The sequence below is a fragment of the Caballeronia sp. LZ029 genome (genome assembly GCF_031451275.1).
GTDB classification, from domain to species: Bacteria; Pseudomonadota; Gammaproteobacteria; order Burkholderiales; family Burkholderiaceae; genus Caballeronia; species Caballeronia jiangsuensis.
On sequence record NZ_JARUXO010000004.1, the window covers coordinates 1,432,138 to 1,450,869 of the forward strand.

Below are 18,732 nucleotides of genomic sequence, written 5' to 3' on the forward strand. Positions count from 1 at the left end.
CATCGAGCCGTCGCGTGTCCCTCGTGTAGCTGGCCGTTCGTCTATTGTGCGGCGTTTGGCGCCAGGCCGCTCGGTTCGGGAGCGACGTGCACATACGCGGCGAGCGTATCGGGGAGCAGCAGTTTCAATTCGCGCACGCCTTGCTCGGCCATCGGCCGCAGCAAGGCATTGCGCCAAAAATCCTTTTCCGGCAGTTCGGTCAAGCCAGCCAGGGCGACCAGAACCACTACCAATATAGCCCCTCTCACGAGGCCGAACAGCAAGCCCAGCGAGCGATCGACGCCGCGCAAACCGGTCACCTCGGTGATGCGCGTCAGAAGCGCCGACAGCACGCTCGATATGAGCAGCACCGCCGCGACCACCAGCAGGAACGCCACGAGCCATTGCGTGAGCGCGCCGCCGGGCCATGTCGACGAAATATACGGCACGACGAGTCCGACGAAGCGCCCGGCGATCAGAATGGCGGCCACCCAGCCGACCAGACCGAACGCCTCGGCCAGCAGGCCGCGCCACATGCCGCGCAGCGCCGACAGGCCAATCACAGCCATCACGCCGTAGTCGAAAGCGGTGAACATCGAATCTGCTTAGTTCGATGCCCGGGTGCCGCCGCCCAGGCCGGCCTGACGCACCTTCACGAGCGCCGCCTGCGCCGACGCGCGATCGGGGAACGGACCCGCGCGCAATAGCGATTTGGTCGCGCCATCCGACTGCTTGCGATGTTCGAGATATGCGGGCACACCCGCCGACTTCAACTTGCTGACCCAGTTCTGCGCGGCGGTTTCGTCGTCGAACTGGCCAATTTGCAGCACGAACCGGCTGCCCGCCGGCGACGACGGCGTGTTCGCCGCGCCCGCCGCCGCGTTGGCGGCGGTGTTCGCGTTGGCTTCTTCGGACGGCTCCGCGGACTGCTTCGCGTTCTGGCCCGCGACAGCGGCAGGCTTCGACGGCTTCGCTTCGGGTTTCGGCTGTTCCGCCGGTTCAGGCTTCGCTTGTGCCGTGGCGGCGGGTGCGGCGGGCTGCGGTTGCGTCACGCCAGCGGCGACACTGCCCGACGCGCCCGCAGGCGCGTCATGCGCGACGCCGGCTTGCGTGTCCGCGTCGTTCGCGTCGCGCGACTGCTTCGCGGCAGGCGCGGGGCGATTGGGAATATCGATGGAGATGTCGTTGGTGACGGGCTTCGGGCGCGAATCCAGCACCATCGGCAGGACGATGACGGCGGCCAACACCAGCGCGATCGCGCCGACGAGCCTGCGGCGCGCGCGCTGTTTCTCGGGCAGCGTGGGATCGAGCATCATCGCGTCGGCGCCCGTGCGCTCCGAACGGCGCGTGCGGCGCTCGGTGCGGACCGTCTGACGCGAGCCGCGCGAGGAATCGGAATATGCGTCGCGACCGGAGTCGTCTTTCTTGCCGAACGAAAAGAGTCCCATGTATCGCTTGGTGCCGACGGCCGACCGTCTGGATGATGCTGCTAGTTATGCTGCGTTCGACGGTAGGCCATGACGCCCGCTACCGTGTAGAAACTGCCGAAGACTAAAATTCTATCATTTTCAGACGCCCGCCTTAGCGCATCTTGAAAAGCCAAAGCTGGTGTTTCAAATCGGGAAACGCTGCTGTCGGGGCCTTCGTTGACACCGGCGTCACGCAATGCGTGTTCGAGTTGCTCCGTCGACGCGGCGCGCGGCGTGGGCAGCGCGGCGAGATTCCAGTGGTCGATCTCGCCCTTCAACTGCTTCACGACGCCTTCGATGTCCTTGTCGCCCATCGCGCCGAACACCGCGTAAGTGTACGGAAAGTAGCCCATATTGCCGAGATTCTGGGACAAAACTGCGGCAGCGTGAGGATTGTGCGCAACGTCGAGAATGATTTGCGGCTTCCCCGGCAGCACCTGAAAACGGCCCGGCAGTTCGACGTTGGCGAGCCCGAGGCGGATATCCTGAGCCGAAACGGGCAAGCGCCCGCGCAACGATTCGAGCGCGGCCAGCGCCGCCGCGGTGTTGATCAGCTGATTCGCGCCGCGCAGCGCCGGGTACGCCAGCGCCGGACGACGCTGCTCGCGGCCGAGATAGCTCCATTGCTGGCGCTCGTTGCCGGGCTGCGCTTCATAGCGGAAATCGCGTCCGACGAGCCACAGATCCGCGCCGATCGCCTGAGCATGATCGATCAGGCTCTGCGGCGGCGACGGGTCGCCACATACGGCAGGCTTGCCCGCCCGGAAGATGCCCGCTTTCTCGAAGCCGATCTTCTCGCGCGTGTCGCCGAGATAATCCGTATGGTCGATGTCGATGCTCGTGATCACCGCGCAGTCCGTATCGACGATATTCACCGCGTCCAGACGCCCGCCCAGCCCCACTTCCAGAATCACCGCGTCGAGCCCGCGCGATGCGAAGAGGTGCAGGATCGCGAGCGTCGTGAATTCGAAGTAGGTCAGCGAAACCGGCTCGGGCAGGCTCGCGCGCGCCTTTTCCACCGCCGCGAAATGTTCGAGCAGATCGGCGTCGCTCGCCTCGGCGCCGTCGATGCGCGCACGCTCGTTGAACGAAAGCAGATGCGGCGACGTATGGCAGCCGACGCGATAACCCGCGCGCAGCAGGATCGTTTCGATGATCGCGCACGTCGAGCCCTTGCCGTTCGTACCGCCGACGGTGATGACCGGGCAATCGAAGTGCAGGCCGAGCGCGTCCTTCACCTTGCCGATGCGCGCAAGGCCCATGTCGATGCCGACCGGATGCGCCGCTTCCAGATGGGCGAGCCAGGCGTCGAGGGTGGAGAAAGTGTTCATTTTCGAGATCGGTAAAGCAAAACGCCGCACGGAACCTCAGGGCTCTCGCGCGGCGCAGCGCTGCATATCAGCAACTCAGGCGACGGAATCGGCGGGTTGCCGCGTCATCAGCGCCATCAATTGGGCGAGTTCTTCACGCATCTTGCGGCGATCCACGATCATGTCGATCGCGCCCTTCTGCAGCAGGAATTCGGCGCGCTGAAAGCCTTCCGGCAACTTTTCGCGCACGGTCTGCTCGATCACGCGCGGGCCGGCAAAGCCGATCAGCGCTTTCGGCTCGCCGATCACGACATCGCCGAGGAAGGCGAAGCTCGCCGACACGCCACCCATCGTCGGGTCGGTCAGCACGGAGATGAAGGGCAGCTTCGCATCGGACAGCCGGGTGAGGAGCGCGGTGGTCTTGGCCATCTGCATCAGCGAAAGCAGGCTTTCCTGCATGCGCGCGCCGCCGGACGCCGTGAAGCAGATGAACGGCACGTTCTGCTCGATCGCATTGCGCGCGCCGCGCACGAAGCGCTCGCCGACCACCGAACCCATCGAGCCGCCCATGAACGAGAACTCGAAGCACGCGACGACGCACGGAATCGTGTGGATCGCGCCGCCCATGACGACCATCGCGTCGGTTTCGTCGGTATCCTCCATCGCTTCCTTGATGCGATCCGGATACTTGCGGCTGTCCTTGAACTTGAGCGCGTCGACCGGCACGACTTCCTGGCCGATTTCGTAGCGGCCTTCCGGATCGAGCAGGCGGTCGAGCCGCTCGCGCGCGCCGATGCGCATGTGATGGCTGCACTTCGGGCAAACATGCAGATTCGCCTCGACGTCGTTGCGATACAGCACCGCCTCGCACGACGGGCACTTCACCCAGAGCCCCTCGGGGATGCCCTTGCGGCTTTTGGGATCGGTTTGCTTGATCTTCGGCGGCAGCAGTTTGTCGAGCCAGCTCATCGTTTTTCCTTGACTGATCGGTCGCCGCGCGGCGCACGTCCGGATCGGACGGCCCGCGGCGGCGCGTATTTTACTGTGCGGCGTCGAGCGCCTGACGAATTTCGGCGATGAAGCTCGTCAGCGACGCGGCCGCGGCATCCGGCTTCGCCTCTTCGAGCAACTGCACGAGGCGACTGCCGATGACGACGGCGTCCGCGACATCGGCGACGGCGCGTGCGGTTTGGGCGTCGCGAATGCCGAAACCGACGCCCACCGGCAGAGGCACATGCGACTTGATGGCCGGGATTTTACTCGCGATGCTGGAAACGTCCAGATTTGCCGCGCCGGTCACGCCTTTCAGCGAAACGTAGTAGACATAGCCGCTCGCGATCTTGCCGACTGCCGCGATGCGCTCGTCCGTCGACGTCGGCGCGAGCAGGAAGATCGGATCGATGCCGGCTGCGCGCATCGTCGCACCGAAGCTCTCCGCTTCCTCCGGCGGGTAATCGACCACCAGCACGCCGTCGACGCCCGCTTCCTGCGCGGCTTTCGCGAAGGCGTCGGCGCCCATGCGCTCGATCGGATTCGCGTAGCCCATCAGCACGACGGGCGTCTTGTCGTCGGTCTGGCGGAAGCGTTTGACATCGGCGAGCACGCTTTTGAGCGTCACGCCGCGTGCGAGCGCCCGCTCGGACGAACGCTGGATCACGGGGCCATCGGCCATCGGATCGGAAAACGGCACGCCCAGTTCGATGACGTCCGCGCCGCCTTTTGCCAGCGCGTGCATGAACTCCACGGTTTGCTCGGGGTTCGGGTCGCCCGCGGTGATGAACGGAATCAGCCCTTTCCTGCCCTGCGCGGCCAATGCCGCAAAAGTATTCTTGATACGGGACATGGGAATTCTCTTGATCGGATTCGTTGGCGTCAGATGCTTCGTTAGTCATCTGACGCGATTAGCGACGAAAAAGACGCTATTCGGCCGCTTGCGCAGCGGCATCGGCTGTTACGAGCGCTTTGCGGCGCGAGCGGACCGGCTCCGCCGGCTTCAGTCGCGCGGCTCGCGCCTCGGCGATGCGATTTTCCGCGATCATGCAGTAATCCGCGTTGATCTCGTAGCCAATGAACTGGCGTTCGTGGCGCGCGCAAGCGACCGCCGTCGTGCCGCTGCCCATGAACGGATCGAGCACGCGGCCGCCCGGCGGACAGCTCGCAAGCACCATGCGCTCGACGATCTCCAGCGGCTTTTGCGTCGGATGATCTACCCGCTCCGCGTGCTGCCGATGCAGACGCGATACGGACCAGACATCCTTCGGGTTATAGCCGAGTTCGAGCCACTTGCTGCCCTCGAAAATCTTGCGGGAGCGCGCCTTTTTCGTCTCTGCGTCGTAGGGGATGCGCACTGGATCGAGATCGAAGTAGTAATCCTTCGATACCGCGAAATAACCGATGTTATCGTGCACTGACGTAAATTTACGCGTCGTTCCGCCCATGCTCGGCACGCGCCGGTCCCAGACGATCTCGTTGATCATCAGAAGCCGGCGTTTCAGGAACACGAACAGCTCGGGCGAGTATTGCCAAGTGCAGAAGATGTACAGCGAGCCGCTCGGCTTGAGCTTCGGGATCGCCAGATCGAGCCAGCGATACGTCCACTCCAGAAAAGCGTCGCCATACAGCATGTCCGAATCGTTCCCGTAGTCCTTGCCCAGACCATAGGGCGGGTCCGCGACGATCAGATCGATCGACGCATCGGGAATGTGTTCGGCATCGGCCAGAAAATCGCGGTTGCGAATGTCGCTGCCGGCGCCCTGGAGAGCGCCGACGGACAAGGGCTCGTCGATAACGGTGCGCATCGGTCAGCGGCTCAGAACTGGATGCCCGATCGCTCAGCGACCGTATGCATGTCCTTGTCGCCGCGGCCCGACAGATTGACGAGCAGCACCTTGTCGCGCGGCAGCGTCTTGGCAAGCTTCGCGCCGTAGGCAAGCGCGTGGCTCGACTCGAGCGCCGGAATGATGCCCTCGATGCGACAGCAGTCGTGGAACGCCTTGAGCGCTTCGTCGTCCGTAATGCCGACGTACTCCGCGCGTCCGACGTCCTTCAGCCACGCGTGCTCGGGGCCGACGCCCGGATAGTCGAGTCCCGCCGATATCGAATGCGTTTCGATGATCTGGCCGTTGTCATCCTGCAGCAAGTACGTCCGGTTGCCGTGCAGCACGCCGGGACTGCCGCCCATCAGCGATGCCGCGTGACGACCTGTATCGATGCCGTCGCCCGCCGCTTCGACGCCGATCAGCTTGACGTCTTTATCGTCGATATACGGATAAAAGATGCCCATCGCATTCGATCCGCCGCCAACGCATGCGATAACAGCATCAGGCTGACGACCGGCCATCTCGGGCATCTGCACGCGGCATTCGTCGCCGATCACGCGCTGGAAGTCGCGCACCATCATCGGATACGGGTGCGGCCCCGCCACCGTGCCGATGATGTAGAACGTGTTTTCGACGTTCGTCACCCAGTCGCGCATGGCTTCATTGAGCGCATCCTTGAGCGTTTTCGAACCGGATTCGACCGGAACGACCGTCGCGCCGAGCAGCTTCATCCGATACACATTCGCCGCCTGACGCCGCACGTCTTCAGCGCCCATATAAACCACGCACTCCATGCCGAAGCGCGCAGCGATGGTCGCCGTCGCCACGCCGTGCTGACCCGCGCCGGTTTCCGCGATCACGCGCGGCTTGCCCATCTTGCGAGCGAGCAGCGCCTGGCCAATCACGTTGTTCACCTTGTGCGCGCCGGTGTGATTCAGATCCTCGCGCTTCAGATAAAGCTGCGCACCGCCGAGCATCTCGCTCCAGCGCTTCGCGTGATAGATCGGCGACGGACGGCCCACGTAATGCTTGAGCTCGTACTCGTATTCTGCGAGAAATGCGGGATCTTTCTGTGCCGCCTCATACGCGACGCGCAGTTCGTCGAGCGCGTGGATAAGGGTTTCGGAGACGAACACGCCTCCATATTGGCCGAAGTGGCCTCTTTCGTCTGGCAAGTTGTACATTACGTCACTCTCTCGGTTACGTGGCCGGCAGCGCGGCTCACGTCGACATCACCCGGCATCCGCTTCGCGCACCGCGCGTACGAATGCCGCCATTCGGGCGGGATCTTTCACGCCCTTGGCGCCCGGCACTTCGATGCCGCTCGAGACATCGACCGCGTACGGGCGCACACGCCGAATGGCGTCACTGACGTTTTGCGCGTTCAACCCACCACTCAAAACGGCCCGATGCCCGAGATCTATTGGGATAAGTGACCAATCGAATACCTTTCCACCGCCGCCGAAGCCCTCGACGAGAGCGTCGAGCAGAAGGCCGCCTGCGGCTTTGAACTTGATTGACGATTCTATCAAATGGCTTGTCGCCGCATCAGCCCCAATTCGCAGCGCGCGCCAATAGGATAAACCCGCGATCGCGGCGAGTTCCTCGCATTGCTCGGGGGTTTCGTCGCCATGAAATTGCAGCAGCGAGAGCGGCACGTTGGATGTGACTTCACGAATCCACTCGGGCGTTGCATTGACGAAGAGGCCCACGGCCGACACCAGCGGCGGCACGTGCCGCGCCAGCTCCACCGCCTGCGCGACACTCACCGAGCGCGGGCTCGGCGGATAGAACACGAAGCCCACGGCGTCGGCGCCCAGCGCGACGGCGTGCTGCACGTCCTCGACGCGCGATAGTCCGCATAGCTTGATGCGGGTGCGATGCAATTCTCGTTCGATCATTTCGGCTCTGCCCAAATGGCGCTCCAGGGCATGCTGGCGATATGCGGCGGCGGCACCGCGAAGTGTTCAGGATAGCCGACCTCGGCCAGATACAGCCCGTCCGGCATGAAGGTCGGCGCGGCGACACGGCGATCGCGGGCGGCGAGGACATCGGCCATCCACGCAGCGGGATGACGGCCACGTCCGATCGCGACGAGGCATCCCATCAGATTGCGCACCATATGATGCAGAAACGCGTTGGCGCGAAAGCGAAAGTGGATGAAATCGCCCTGTTCGCGGACATCGATCTGATAGAGATGCTTTACCGGCGTCTTCGACTGGCAATCGGCCGCGCGGAACGACGAAAAATCGTGCTCGCCGATCAGACACGCGACGGAATCGCGCATCGCGTCGATGTTCAGCGGCGTATGCACCCAGCCCGCGCGTCTCGCCAGCATCGGTGAACGCACCGGATTGACGTACAGAACGTAAAAGTACGTGCGCTCGAACGCCGCGAAGCGGGCGTGGAAGTCGTCGGGCATCGGCTTCGCCCATTGCACGGCGACGGTATCGGGCAAAAACGCGTTCGTGCCGCGCACCCACGAAAATTCGGTGCGATCGAGCTCGGTGTCGAAATGGACGACCTGGCCGAGACCATGCACACCGGTATCCGTGCGCCCGGCGACGACAGTCGGGAGCGGCGTCTGCGCGAATTCGGCGAGCGCGCGCTCCAGTTCGTTCTGCACCGTCTTGCCGTGCGGCTGAGACTGCCAGCCGCAAAACGCCGAGCCGTCGTACTGAATGCCTAAAGCGATGCGCATCTCAGGAATGCGGGGCGAGCGTCGACAAGAGCGTGGCGGCCTGCTGACGTGTGGCGGGATCGTTCGATTCGATCACTTCCTGCAACAGCGTGCGTGCGCCGGAAAGATCGCCCAGTTCGATGTATTCGGCGGCCAGTTCGAGCTTGTTGCGCGCGATCGTCGCCAGTTGCGCGGGCGTCAGCGCGGGCAGCGGCTCGGTCGCGCTCGACGCGCGCCCGAGATCGAAATCGAGGCTCAGCGGCCCGAATCGCGTCGCACCAAGACCGGCGACCGAGGCCGCGCCAGCCGTTCCCGCCTCGATCTGCGAGGCCACGGACTGAGCCTGCGATTGCGTCGGCCGCGCCGACTCCGGCTGCGCCATCGGCTGCGGGATGAACGGCACCTGTTCGATCGGCTGCGGACCCGTCGGCGGCGGCTGCAAGGCTGCGGGACGCGACTCGCGCTGCACATCGGCCGCCACCGACGATGTCACGGTCACCGGCTCCGTTGCGCCGGGCGGCTTGATCGTCAGTTCCATGCGCGGCGGCAGTTCCATTTCGAGCGAGCCGAGCGCCTGAATTGCGTCCTGAGGGAATTTCGGCATCGGAAAACGATGCGCAAGCACCGGCTCCTCATCCGGCGCGATACCCGATTTTTCGGCTTCGCGCGCCGCCTGTTCCTCGATGTCGCGCTGCTCCGCGGCGCGTTGCTCGGCGACCTGCTCTTCGGCGGCGCGCGCCTGCAGTTCGCGGAGTTCGGCCTCACGCGCGATGATCTCGCGGGCCGCGGCCTCGCGCGCCTGATCTTCGCGCTCGGTCACCTGACGCAACTCGGCTTCGCGCTTCCCGGCTTCACGATCCGCCGACTCGCGCGCAAGCGCTTCCCGCGCGGCGGCTTCGCGCGCGCGAATCTCACGCTCTTCGGCTTCCCGTACGGCCTCCTGGCGGGCTGCGGCTTCGCGCTCTTCGTTTTCCCATTTCTCGGCTTCACGACGCGCTGCTTCGCGCGCCGCAATTTCGCGGGCGTGCTGGTCCTGCGTTTCGGCGGCGGCGACCGGCGGCACGAAATCGGGATGGCGTGCCGCAGGCGCAACCGGCGCGAACGCTTCTTCTTGCGCAGGGCGGTTCGCCTGGCCGGGCGCGGCAACGGGCCCGGTGGCCGGCTTCGCCTCGGTCGTCGGCGGCAGTTCGTCGTCGGACGGAACGGCGGGCGCACGAGTCGCGTCGGCGTTGTCGATGCTCGCGGCGGCGGCGGCCAGTCCGGATCCGTCGGGCTCGGATGACTTCTTCTCAGCGGCGACGGCCGATCCCGCAGCCGATGCGTCGCGCGCCTTGCGTATCGCTTCATTGCGCGCGGCGGCGTCGGCCTGAGCTTCCTCGAGACTTGCGAACGTTCTCGACGTGCGATCGACGTCGTCGTTGCTTGCTGCGGCGCGTTGCTTCTTGCCGCGCCGCATTCTGAGCAGCAGGAAACCGACCGCAGCGATCGCGGCGGCGACGACGAAAGGCGAAAGGCCGATGACCGCCGCTCCCGCACCGTGCCCCGTGGGTCTGCTATCGCTGGCAGGCGCGGAGGCCGCCAAGGCGGGTTCGCTCGCGGGCGTGGCGGTCGCCGATGCGGGCTCGGGCGTCGCCGGCTCTTGCGTAGACGTGGCGCTCGCCTGCGGTTCGACCGCCGACGCGGGCGCCGCAGCCGACGCCATCGCGCTCGTGCTCTCCGATGCCTGCGCTGGCGCGGGCGACTCGGCGGGCGGATTCGGTTGCGCCTCGGGCGCCGAAGCAGCGGCGGAAGCCGCTGAACCGATCAGATCGGCAGGCACGTTCAGCACCGCGCCGAGCTTCAGCTTGTTGATATCGTGATTTCCGAACGCGTTCGGATTGGCGTCGAACAGCGCACGCGCGGCCTTCGCGCGAACGTCGCGATCTTTCGATCCGGTGAGTTCGCTCACGACATCGTTCAGCGATTGCCCCGGCTTGACCGCGTATGTCTGCCCCGTCGCGGCGGGGGCGACGCCGCTCGCCTGAGCGAGCGCATCGCCGGGATTCGCCCAGAACATCGCGCCAACCGCGAGACTTGCCGCGGCGCACGCTGCACGCGATGACGAAAGGAGAGACCGGCGTGGTCGTTGGATCATTGAGGCTCCGGGTCCGGCAAAAATTGAAACATACGGCGCAAAACCGCTCGATAAACCCGGTTTTGCAATAAAACTGCACAAAAACAAAAAGCGCCGCGAGAACCGCGACGCTTTTGGCTTTGGCACGCGCTTCCAGGCGCGTAGTTTACTTTACTTGTCGAGCAGAATGCGCAGCATGCGGCGCAGCGGTTCGGCCGCGCCCCACAACAGTTGATCGCCGACAGTAAATGCCGACAGATACTCGCCGCCCATCGCCAGCTTGCGCAGACGGCCGACCGGCACCGTCAGCGTGCCCGTGACGACCGCGGGCGAAAGATCGCGGATCGATGCTTCGCGCTCGTTCGGCACGACCTTCACCCAGTCGTTCGCCGACGCGAGGATGCCGTGCACTTCGTCGAGCGGCACGTCCTTCGTGAGCTTGATGGTCAGCGCCTGCGAGTGGCAGCGCATCGCGCCGATACGCACGCAAAGGCCATCGACGGGAACGGAGCCTGGCGTGCCCATCGCCGGCTTGCCGAGAATCTTGTTCGTTTCGGCGCCGCCCTTCCACTCTTCCTTCGACATGCCGTTGCCGAGATCCTTGTCGATCCACGGAATCAGCGAACCCGCGAGCGGCACGCCGAAGTTGTCGACGGGCATGCGCTCGCCGTTCATCGCGGCGAGCACGCGGCGGTCGATATCGAGGATCGCCGACGAAGGATCGGCCAGATCTTCCTTCGCGGAACCGTACAGCACGCCCATCTGCTGGAGCAGTTCGCGCATGTTCTGCGCGCCCGCGCCCGAAGCGGCCTGATAGGTCATCGCGGTCGTCCATTCGACGAGGTTCTCGCGGAACAGGCCGCCGAGCGCCATCAGCATCAGGCTGACCGTGCAATTGCCGCCGATGAAGTCGCGGCCGCCCTTCACGAGCGAATCCTTGATGACGTTCAGGTTGACCGGATCGAGGATGATGACCGCGTCGTCCTTCATGCGCAGCGACGAGGCCGCGTCGATCCAGTAGCCTTTCCAGCCCGCCGCCCGCAGCTTCGGATACACCTCGTTGGTATAGTCGCCGCCCTGGCATGTGATGATGGCGTCGCACTTCTTCAGGTCGTCGATGCTTGTCGCATCCTTGAGCTTCGTCTCGTTTTTGGCGAACGACGGCGCGTTGCCGCCCGCATTGCTGGTGCTGAAAAACACCGGTTCGATCAAGTCGAAATCGCCTTCCTGCTGCATGCGTTGCATCAGGACGCTGCCGACCATACAGCGACAACCAACGAGACCTACGTTCATGACTAACCCTTACTTGTGGAAGCTTCCCCGCATCTTTACCCGGCGTGGCCGCGCGGGGAAGACGCTCGGACACGAGGGACGATCAGCGAATCGTGATCGCTTTGAGGGAGATTTTCGTAATGCGCGCGAGTTTGGAAAACCCGGCAGTGGCTTTAATAGCCACGATGCGCGTGCCGATGGCGAGTTCCGTCGCGACGGCAAATGAGCCGCGTCCGATGGAATCCAGAGAGAATTGAGAGTTCTTCGCCATGACCAAAGAATATACACGATAACCCGATGTTTTCGTCACGCGCTTGCGGCGCGCGTATGAAAATCGTGCGGATCGTGCGTGAACATCGGGAAAAAGAGACGATCGGCCGCGCTTTGGCTTGCAACGCCGATCGTCTTTCCGGCGGTTACAGCGCCTTCAGCACCGCGTCGCCCATTTCCTTCGTGCCGACGATCCTGCCGTCCGCGGTCGCGATGTCGCCGGTGCGGTAGCCCTGCTCCAGCACCTTCTTCACCGCGCTTTCGATGCGGTCCGCCTGCTCCGTCTTGCCGAGCGAGTAGCGCAGCATCATCGCGGCGGAGAGGATGGTCGCGAGCGGATTGGCCACGCCCTTGCCCGCGATATCCGGCGCGGAGCCGTGCGACGGCTCGTACAAGCCCTTGTTGTTCTTGTCGAGCGACGCCGACGGCAACATGCCGATGGAGCCGGTGAGCATCGCGGCTTCGTCGGAGAGGATGTCGCCGAACATGTTGCCGGTCACGACGACGTCGAACGCCTTCGGCGCTTTCACCAGTTGCATTGCGGCGTTGTCGACGTACATGTGCGACAGCTCGACGTCCGGATATTCCTTCGCGACGTCGATCATCGTGTCGCGCCACAACTGCGACGTTTCCAGCACGTTCGCCTTGTCGACGCTCGTCAGCTTCTTCTCGCGCTTTTGCGCCGCCTGAAACGCGACGTGCGCGATGCGGCGCACTTCGGGCTCGGAATAGCGCATCGTGTCGAAGCCTTCCTTCGCGCCGGCGAACGGGCCGTCCGGCGCTTCGCGCAGGCCGCGCGGCGCGCCGAAATAGATGTCGCCGTTCAGCTCGCGCACGATCAGGATGTCGAGGCCGGACACGATCTCCGGCTTCAGCGACGACGCGCCCGTCAGTTGGGGATAGCAGATCGCCGGACGGAAGTTCGCGAAGAGTTGCAGGTGCTTGCGCAGGCCGAGGATCGCCTGCTCGGGACGCAGCGCGCGCTCGAGCTTGTCGTATTTCCAGTCGCCGACCGCGCCGAACAGGATCGCGTCGGCTTCTTTCGCGAGCGCCAGCGTGGAATCGGGCAGCGGATGGCCCTTCGCCTCATAGCCCGCGCCACCGACCGGCGCTTCTTCGAGCTCGAACTTCTCGCCGAGCGCGTTGAGCACCTTGACCGCTTCGGCGGTGATTTCCGGACCGATCCCGTCGCCGGGCAATACTGCAATCTTCATCGTCTCTTCCTTCTTTGATCGTGTTTCGATTTATCCGACGAGCCGGTTATTCAGCCACGGCTGCTTCGCGAGGCGCTCGGCTTCGTATTGCTTGATCTTGTCCGCGTGACGCAGCGTGAGGCCGATATCGTCGAAGCCGTTCAGCAGGCAGTACTTGCGGAAGCCCGGCACCTCGAACGCGTACTCGGTGCCGTCGCCGGTGCGCACGACCTGCGCTTCGAGATCGATCGTCAACTGGAAACCGACGAACGCGTAGGTTTCGTTGAACAGCTTGTCGACCTGCTGCTCCGTCAACACGACCGGCAGCAGACCGTTCTTGAAGCAGTTGTTATAGAAAATGTCCGCGAAGCTCGGCGCGATGATCGCGCGAAAGCCGTACTGATCCAGTGCCCACGGCGCGTGCTCGCGCGAACTGCCGCAGCCGAAGTTCTTGCGCGTGAGCAGAATCGACGCGCCCTGATAACGCGGCTGATTCAGCACGAAGTCCGGATTGAGCGGGCGCTTGCTGCTGTCCTCGCCGGGCTGGCCGACATCGAGATAACGCCATTCGTCGAACGCGTTCGGGCCGAAACCGGTGCGCTTGATCGACTTCAGAAACTGCTTCGGGATGATCGCGTCCGTATCGACGTTCTCGCGATCGAGCGGCGCGACGAGGCCGCTATGCACAATGAATTTTTCCATGATCTTTCTCTGTATCCCGGTTGATCACGCGAGCTTGCGCACGTCGACGAAATGGCCTTCGATCGCGGCGGCCGCGGCCATCGCAGGGCTCACGAGGTGCGTGCGACCGCCCGCGCCCTGACGGCCTTCGAAGTTGCGGTTCGACGTCGATGCGCAACGCTCGCCCGCTTCGAGCCGGTCGGCGTTCATCGCGAGACACATCGAGCAACCCGGCTCGCGCCATTCGAAGCCGGCGTTCGTGAAGATCTTGTCGAGACCTTCGCGCTCGGCCTGCGCCTTCACGAGACCCGAGCCCGGCACAACCATCGCGAGACGGATATTCGACGCGACGCGCTTGCCCAGCGACTTCACGACATACGCGGCCGCGCGCAAGTCTTCGATACGCGCGTTCGTGCACGAGCCGATGAAGATCTTGTCCGGCTTGATCGATTCGATCGGCGTGTTCGGCTGCAGCGCCATATAGGTGAGCGCGCGCTCCATCGCGTCGCGCTTGACCGGGTCCTTTTCCTTCTCGGGATCGGGCACGCGGCCATCGATCGACGTGACCATTTCGGGCGAGGTGCCCCACGTCACTTGCGGCACGATTTCGGCCGCGTTCAATTCGACGACGCGATCGAACTGCGCGCCTTCATCGGACTTGAACTGGCGCCAGTATTCGACGGCCTGATTCCACTCCACGCCCTGCGGCGAGTACGGACGATCTTTCAGGTAATGGATGGTCGTGTCGTCGACGGCGACCATGCCAGCCCGCGCGCCCGCTTCGATCGCCATGTTGCAGACGGTCATGCGGCCTTCCATCGACAACGCGCGGATGGTCGAGCCGCCGAACTCGATCGCGTAACCCGTGCCGCCCGCCGTGCCGATCTTGCCGATGATCGCAAGCACGATGTCTTTCGCGGTGCAGCCGCGCGGCAGCGAGCCCTCGACCTTGACGAGCATGTTCTTGCTCTTCTTCTGCAGGAGCGTTTGCGTGGCGAGCACGTGCTCCACTTCCGACGTGCCGATGCCGTGCGCGAGCGCGCCGAATGCGCCGTGCGTGGACGTATGCGAGTCGCCGCAGACGATGGTCATGCCCGGCAGCGTCGCGCCCTGCTCCGGCCCGATGATGTGCACGATGCCCTGGCGCAGATCGTTCATCTTGAACTGCGTGATGCCGAAGCTATCGCAGTTTTCGTCGAGCGTATCGACTTGCAGCTTCGAAACCGGATCGGCGATGCCGTGCGAGCGGTCGGTGGTCGGCACGTTGTGGTCGGATACGGCCAGATTCGCGCTGATGCGCCACACCGGGCGCTCGGCCAGCTTCAGGCCTTCGAACGCCTGCGGGCTCGTCACTTCATGCAGCAGGTGACGGTCGATATAGAGGATCGAGGTGCCGTCCTCTTCGGTGTGGATCACATGCGTGTTCCACAGTTTGTCGTAGAGAGTCTGTGCCATGGTGAGCGCTTTCGTATGTGACTGCGGGGATTTTGGGTGTGCAGCTTGTGCGATCGATTATGCCACCTTCGTATGCGGCGTGGGTACTAGGCTGAGAGAAAAAACCTCGTAAAAACAGATAGTTATGCTAGTGGTGTCAGTACCCGGATCAGGAGTACCCGTCTCGACGGACTACCCACCCTTTCAATGCTGAAGCATCGCACCGACGCCGAGTTCTTCGGCGACTTTGTGCAGTCGCTTATCGCGCGTCCATATCTTCACGCCCGGCTGCAAATGCGCTGACGCCAGAAGAGATGTGTCGACATACCCGATCCCGCGATTGAAGAGTCGTTGTCGTTCGATCAGGAAGAATACTTCTTCGGGCGTCGCTACCGGCGCGACAGGAAGATCACTCAACGCGCCCAGCACGAGGTCGCGGTCGCGCAGACTTCCAAGCGAAATTTCACCGATGACGAATGGATGAGCAAGCACGCGCTCCTCACCGAGCAGATTCACCAGTAACGGTTCGGACGCGTTGATATGGTCGATCCAGACCGAGGTGTCGACAAGGATCATTCGCGCTCCTGCCGACGCCGCGGCGCGCCTTCTATGCCCGGTTGACTGCCGCCGAGATTCGCAAGTCGCCGGGCGGCTTCACGTTGGACGAGCGCTTTCAGTGCTTCGCGCACCAGCGCCGATTTTTCTGTCACGCCTGTATAGGCTTGAGCTTTTGCCAGCAAGTCGTCATCGAGGGCGATGGTCGTACGCATATTCGTCTCTCCGTTTCATGAGGCATTGATATTAGCATCAGATGATGACGGTTTTTGTGCTTTCAACCTGCCGCCTCAAACGCAAAAGGCCCCGGCAGTCACCCGCCGGGGCCTTCGCCTAACTGCAACCTAGGCCATTCGGCCGACTGTTCGGCAGTGGATTCGTCACTTACGCTCAGTATGCGCCCGAGTGTCTGACTGCCCTTGCATTGACGCGAGTCACTCGAAAGTTATAACATTGTTAATACGCAAACCGACTATGCCTGATCTCATGAAAACGACCATCCGAAAGATGGGCAACTCGCAAGGCGTGCTGATTCCCAAGCCTTTCCTCACGCAGCTTGGCCTGGAAAACGAGGTCGAGATGAACATCGAAGACGACGCGATCGTGCTGCGCCGGCCGCGCGACAGCGCACGCAAAGGTTGGGCCGAAGCCAGCAAGCTGATCGCAAAGAGCGGGGAAGATTCGCTCGTACTGGGCGAGTTCGGCAACGACGGTGACGCGGAACTCGAATGGTAGCGCGCGGCGATATCTGGCTCGTCGCGCTCGATCCGACGCTCGGCAGCGAAATACAGAAGACGCGTCCATGCGTCGTGGTTTCGCCTCCGGAGATGCACGACCATTTGCGGACGGTCATCGTCGCGCCGATGACTTCGAAAGGCACGTCGGCGCCCTTTCGCATTCCGGTGTCGTTCAAACGGAAACAGGGACTCGTGCTACTCGATCAGCTTCGCACCGTCGATAAAGCGCGTCTGGTCAGAAAGGAAGGCGCCGTCACGGACAACACGTTATCGAACGCGCTTCTTACATTGCGAGAAGTATTCGCGGATTAGATTCGAGCACCCAAAACGCAAACAGCCCCGGCGGTCACCCGCCGGGGCCTTCACTTGCCTGCAACCGTAAAACGGCTTAACGCTTCGCCAGCGGCTTCACTTCACGCGGCGTCTGACCGATGAACAACTGACGCGGACGGCCAATCTTCTGCTCCGGATCCGCAATCATCTCGTTCCACTGCGCGATCCAGCCGACCGTACGCGCCATCGCGAAGATGCACGTGAACATCGACGTCGGGATGCCCAGCGCGCGCTGCACGATGCCCGAGTAGAAATCGACGTTCGGGTACAGCTTGCGCGACACGAAGTATTCGTCTTCCAGCGCGATCTTTTCGAGTTCCATCGCGAGCTTGAAGAGCGGATCGTCGTGCAGACCGAGTTCGTTCAGCACTTCGTGGCACGTCTCGCGCATCAGCTTCGCGCGCGGGTCGTAGTTCTTGTACACGCGGTGACCGAAGCCCATCAGCTTCACGCCCGAGTTCTTGTCTTTCACCTGCTTGATGAACTCGGGAATGTGATCGACCGAGCCGATCTCTTCCAGCATGTTCAGCGCGGCTTCGTTCGCGCCGCCGTGCGCCGGGCCCCACAGACACGCGATACCGGCCGCGATACACGCGAACGGGTTCGCGCCCGACGAACCGGCGAGACGCACAGTAGACGTCGACGCGTTCTGCTCGTGATCCGCGTGCAGAATCAGGATGCGGTCGAGCGCGCGCACGAGCACGTCGTTGACCTTGTACTCTTCGCACGGGTTCGAGAACATCATGTGCATGAAGTTCGCGCTGTACGACAGTTCGTTCTTCGGATACACGAACGGCTGGCCGATGCTGAACTTGTACGCCATCGCGACGAGCGTCGGCAGCTTCGCGATCATGCGAATGGCCGACACTTCACGGTGACGCGGATCGTTGATGTTCAGCGAGTCGTGATAGAACGCCGACAGCGCGCCCACCGCAGCCGTCAACACCGCCATCGGGTGCGCGTCGCGACGGAAACCGCGGAAGAAGAAGTGCATCTGCTCGTGCACCATCGTGTGACGCGTGACCGTGTCCACGAATTCCTTGTTCTGCGCTTCGTTCGGCAGTTCGCCCTTCAGGAGCAAATAGCAGGTCTCGAGGAAGTCGGCATTCACGGCCAACTGCTCGATCGGGAAGCCGCGATACAGCAGCTCGCCCTTGTCGCCGTCGATGTACGTGATCGCGGAATTGCACGCCGCCGTCGACATGAAGCCCGGGTCATACGTGAACTTGCCGGTCTGACCGTACAACTTGCGGATGTCGATCACGTCCGGGCCCATCGTGCCCTTGTAGATCGGCATTTCGACGCTCGGCGAGTTGTCGCTGAACGATAGCGTGGCTTTAACATCTGACGGGGTCATAGCACATCCTCAATCGAAGTATGGATACAGGTTTTCGATAATTTGCACGACGGAAGCTGCGCGGCAAAACTGTTCGATCGGCCTGTGTGCACTGCAACAGGCCTATTTTGCAAAAATCCGTGAATTCCTGCTGAAATCACACGGTGCGCAGCAGTTCCAGCAAGCGGATTACGTCGGGCGTCGCGAGGTCGCCTTCAGGCTCCGTTCGCGCCAGCAGCAAGTCCATCAGTTCGTTGTCGCTCAGTTCCAGCAGGCGGGTCAATGCGGCCACGTCGGCGTCACTGAGGTCATGCTCATATCGGCTGAAGAAGCGATCGAAGATCAGATCGTTTTCCAGCAGGCCGCGCCGCGCACGCCAGCGAAGGCGCGCCCGGCGAAGGGGATCGGACTGATGCGAGTTGTCTTGATTGTCGACCATCACATAGTCCATCTCAGACAGCGCGGCGCACCATCAATTCCTTGATCTTGCCGATCGCCTTGGTCGGATTGAGCCCCTTGGGGCACACGTCGACGCAATTCATGATCGTATG

At 63.2% G+C, this 18,732-nt stretch carries 21 protein-coding genes and 1 pseudogene; 2 read left to right on the forward strand and 20 right to left on the reverse strand.

Translation table 11 applies throughout. From position 1 onward, the window contains the following. Positions 1-41: 41 nt before the first annotated feature. From QCE73_RS32530 to QCE73_RS32610, 17 genes are all read right to left on the reverse strand, one after another. Complete coding sequence (locus QCE73_RS32530; protein WP_309885110.1) at positions 42-575, reverse strand: CvpA family protein; 534 nt, start codon at positions 573-575, stop codon at positions 42-44. A 9-nt stretch (positions 576-584) separates the two neighbouring features. After that, positions 585-1,427, reverse strand: coding sequence for an SPOR domain-containing protein (locus QCE73_RS32535; protein WP_309885111.1), 843 nt, complete (start codon positions 1,425-1,427; stop codon positions 585-587). Positions 1,428-1,468: 41 nt separating this feature from the next. Then, a complete protein-coding gene (gene folC / locus QCE73_RS32540; RefSeq protein WP_035511205.1) occupies positions 1,469-2,779 on the reverse strand; it encodes a bifunctional tetrahydrofolate synthase/dihydrofolate synthase in 1,311 nt (436 codons plus the stop codon). A gap of 75 nt (positions 2,780-2,854) precedes the next feature. Further along, the gene (gene accD / locus QCE73_RS32545; RefSeq protein WP_035511203.1) at positions 2,855-3,727 is read right to left on the reverse strand and encodes an acetyl-CoA carboxylase, carboxyltransferase subunit beta; all 873 of its coding nucleotides are present in this window, start codon (positions 3,725-3,727) and stop codon (positions 2,855-2,857) included. Positions 3,728-3,797: 70 nt separating this feature from the next. Further along, entirely contained in the window at positions 3,798-4,601 is an 804-nt protein-coding gene (gene trpA, locus QCE73_RS32550) for a tryptophan synthase subunit alpha (RefSeq protein ID WP_309885112.1), read from the reverse strand. 76 nt (positions 4,602-4,677) lie between these two features. Then, the gene (locus QCE73_RS32555) at positions 4,678-5,556 is read right to left on the reverse strand and encodes a site-specific DNA-methyltransferase (protein ID WP_309885113.1); all 879 of its coding nucleotides are present in this window, start codon (positions 5,554-5,556) and stop codon (positions 4,678-4,680) included. Positions 5,557-5,567: 11 nt separating this feature from the next. Next, positions 5,568-6,761 (reverse strand): tryptophan synthase subunit beta, encoded by a 1,194-nt coding sequence (trpB, locus tag QCE73_RS32560; protein WP_035511199.1) that lies wholly within the window; start codon positions 6,759-6,761, stop codon positions 5,568-5,570. Between the two features lie 48 nt (positions 6,762-6,809). After that, positions 6,810-7,478 (reverse strand): phosphoribosylanthranilate isomerase, encoded by a 669-nt coding sequence (locus QCE73_RS32565; protein WP_309885114.1) that lies wholly within the window; start codon positions 7,476-7,478, stop codon positions 6,810-6,812. Beyond that, entirely contained in the window at positions 7,475-8,278 is an 804-nt protein-coding gene (gene truA, locus QCE73_RS32570; protein WP_309885115.1) for a tRNA pseudouridine(38-40) synthase TruA, read from the reverse strand. Before truA ends, QCE73_RS32565 begins: the two co-directional genes overlap by 4 nt. A gap of 1 nt (position 8,279) precedes the next feature. Beyond that, positions 8,280-10,391, reverse strand: coding sequence for a FimV/HubP family polar landmark protein (locus tag QCE73_RS32575; RefSeq protein ID WP_309885116.1), 2,112 nt, complete (start codon positions 10,389-10,391; stop codon positions 8,280-8,282). A 150-nt stretch (positions 10,392-10,541) separates the two neighbouring features. Next, positions 10,542-11,663: an aspartate-semialdehyde dehydrogenase gene (gene asd / locus QCE73_RS32580; protein WP_309885117.1), complete on the reverse strand. Its 1,122-nt coding sequence runs from the start codon at positions 11,661-11,663 to the stop codon at positions 10,542-10,544. Between the two features lie 82 nt (positions 11,664-11,745). After that, on the reverse strand, positions 11,746-11,913 hold the full coding sequence (locus QCE73_RS32585) for a hypothetical protein (protein WP_309885118.1): 168 nt from the start codon (positions 11,911-11,913) through the stop codon (positions 11,746-11,748). A gap of 145 nt (positions 11,914-12,058) precedes the next feature. Further along, complete coding sequence (gene leuB, locus QCE73_RS32590; protein WP_309885119.1) at positions 12,059-13,126, reverse strand: 3-isopropylmalate dehydrogenase; 1,068 nt, start codon at positions 13,124-13,126, stop codon at positions 12,059-12,061. Positions 13,127-13,156: 30 nt separating this feature from the next. Further along, a complete protein-coding gene (leuD, locus tag QCE73_RS32595) occupies positions 13,157-13,807 on the reverse strand; it encodes a 3-isopropylmalate dehydratase small subunit (RefSeq protein ID WP_035511184.1) in 651 nt (216 codons plus the stop codon). 24 nt (positions 13,808-13,831) lie between these two features. Next, the gene (leuC, locus tag QCE73_RS32600; protein ID WP_035511182.1) at positions 13,832-15,241 is read right to left on the reverse strand and encodes a 3-isopropylmalate dehydratase large subunit; all 1,410 of its coding nucleotides are present in this window, start codon (positions 15,239-15,241) and stop codon (positions 13,832-13,834) included. A gap of 183 nt (positions 15,242-15,424) precedes the next feature. After that, the gene (locus QCE73_RS32605; protein WP_035511180.1) at positions 15,425-15,796 is read right to left on the reverse strand and encodes a type II toxin-antitoxin system VapC family toxin; all 372 of its coding nucleotides are present in this window, start codon (positions 15,794-15,796) and stop codon (positions 15,425-15,427) included. Then, on the reverse strand, positions 15,793-15,990 hold the full coding sequence (locus QCE73_RS32610; RefSeq protein WP_035511179.1) for a type II toxin-antitoxin system VapB family antitoxin: 198 nt from the start codon (positions 15,988-15,990) through the stop codon (positions 15,793-15,795). Before QCE73_RS32610 ends, QCE73_RS32605 begins: the two co-directional genes overlap by 4 nt. A 271-nt stretch (positions 15,991-16,261) precedes the next feature. On the opposite strand from QCE73_RS32610, the gene QCE73_RS32615 reads away from it, so the two are divergent. Next, entirely contained in the window at positions 16,262-16,510 is a 249-nt protein-coding gene (locus tag QCE73_RS32615) for an AbrB/MazE/SpoVT family DNA-binding domain-containing protein (protein WP_035511221.1), read from the forward strand. After that, positions 16,504-16,824: a type II toxin-antitoxin system PemK/MazF family toxin gene (locus QCE73_RS32620; RefSeq protein WP_035511177.1), complete on the forward strand. Its 321-nt coding sequence runs from the start codon at positions 16,504-16,506 to the stop codon at positions 16,822-16,824. Before QCE73_RS32615 ends, QCE73_RS32620 begins: the two co-directional genes overlap by 7 nt. A gap of 76 nt (positions 16,825-16,900) precedes the next feature. Here the strand turns inward: QCE73_RS32620 and gltA are convergent, their stop codons facing one another. The 3 genes and pseudogenes from gltA to sdhB all read right to left on the reverse strand — a co-directional run. Then, positions 16,901-18,202, reverse strand: a complete 1,302-nt coding sequence (gene gltA / locus QCE73_RS32625; protein WP_035511175.1) for a citrate synthase — start codon at positions 18,200-18,202, stop codon at positions 16,901-16,903. Between the two features lie 136 nt (positions 18,203-18,338). Continuing rightward, complete coding sequence (locus tag QCE73_RS32630; RefSeq protein WP_187605505.1) at positions 18,339-18,632, reverse strand: succinate dehydrogenase assembly factor 2; 294 nt, start codon at positions 18,630-18,632, stop codon at positions 18,339-18,341. A gap of 1 nt (position 18,633) precedes the next feature. Continuing rightward, positions 18,634-18,732, reverse strand: a pseudogene (gene sdhB, locus QCE73_RS32635) (succinate dehydrogenase iron-sulfur subunit); the annotation flags it as partial.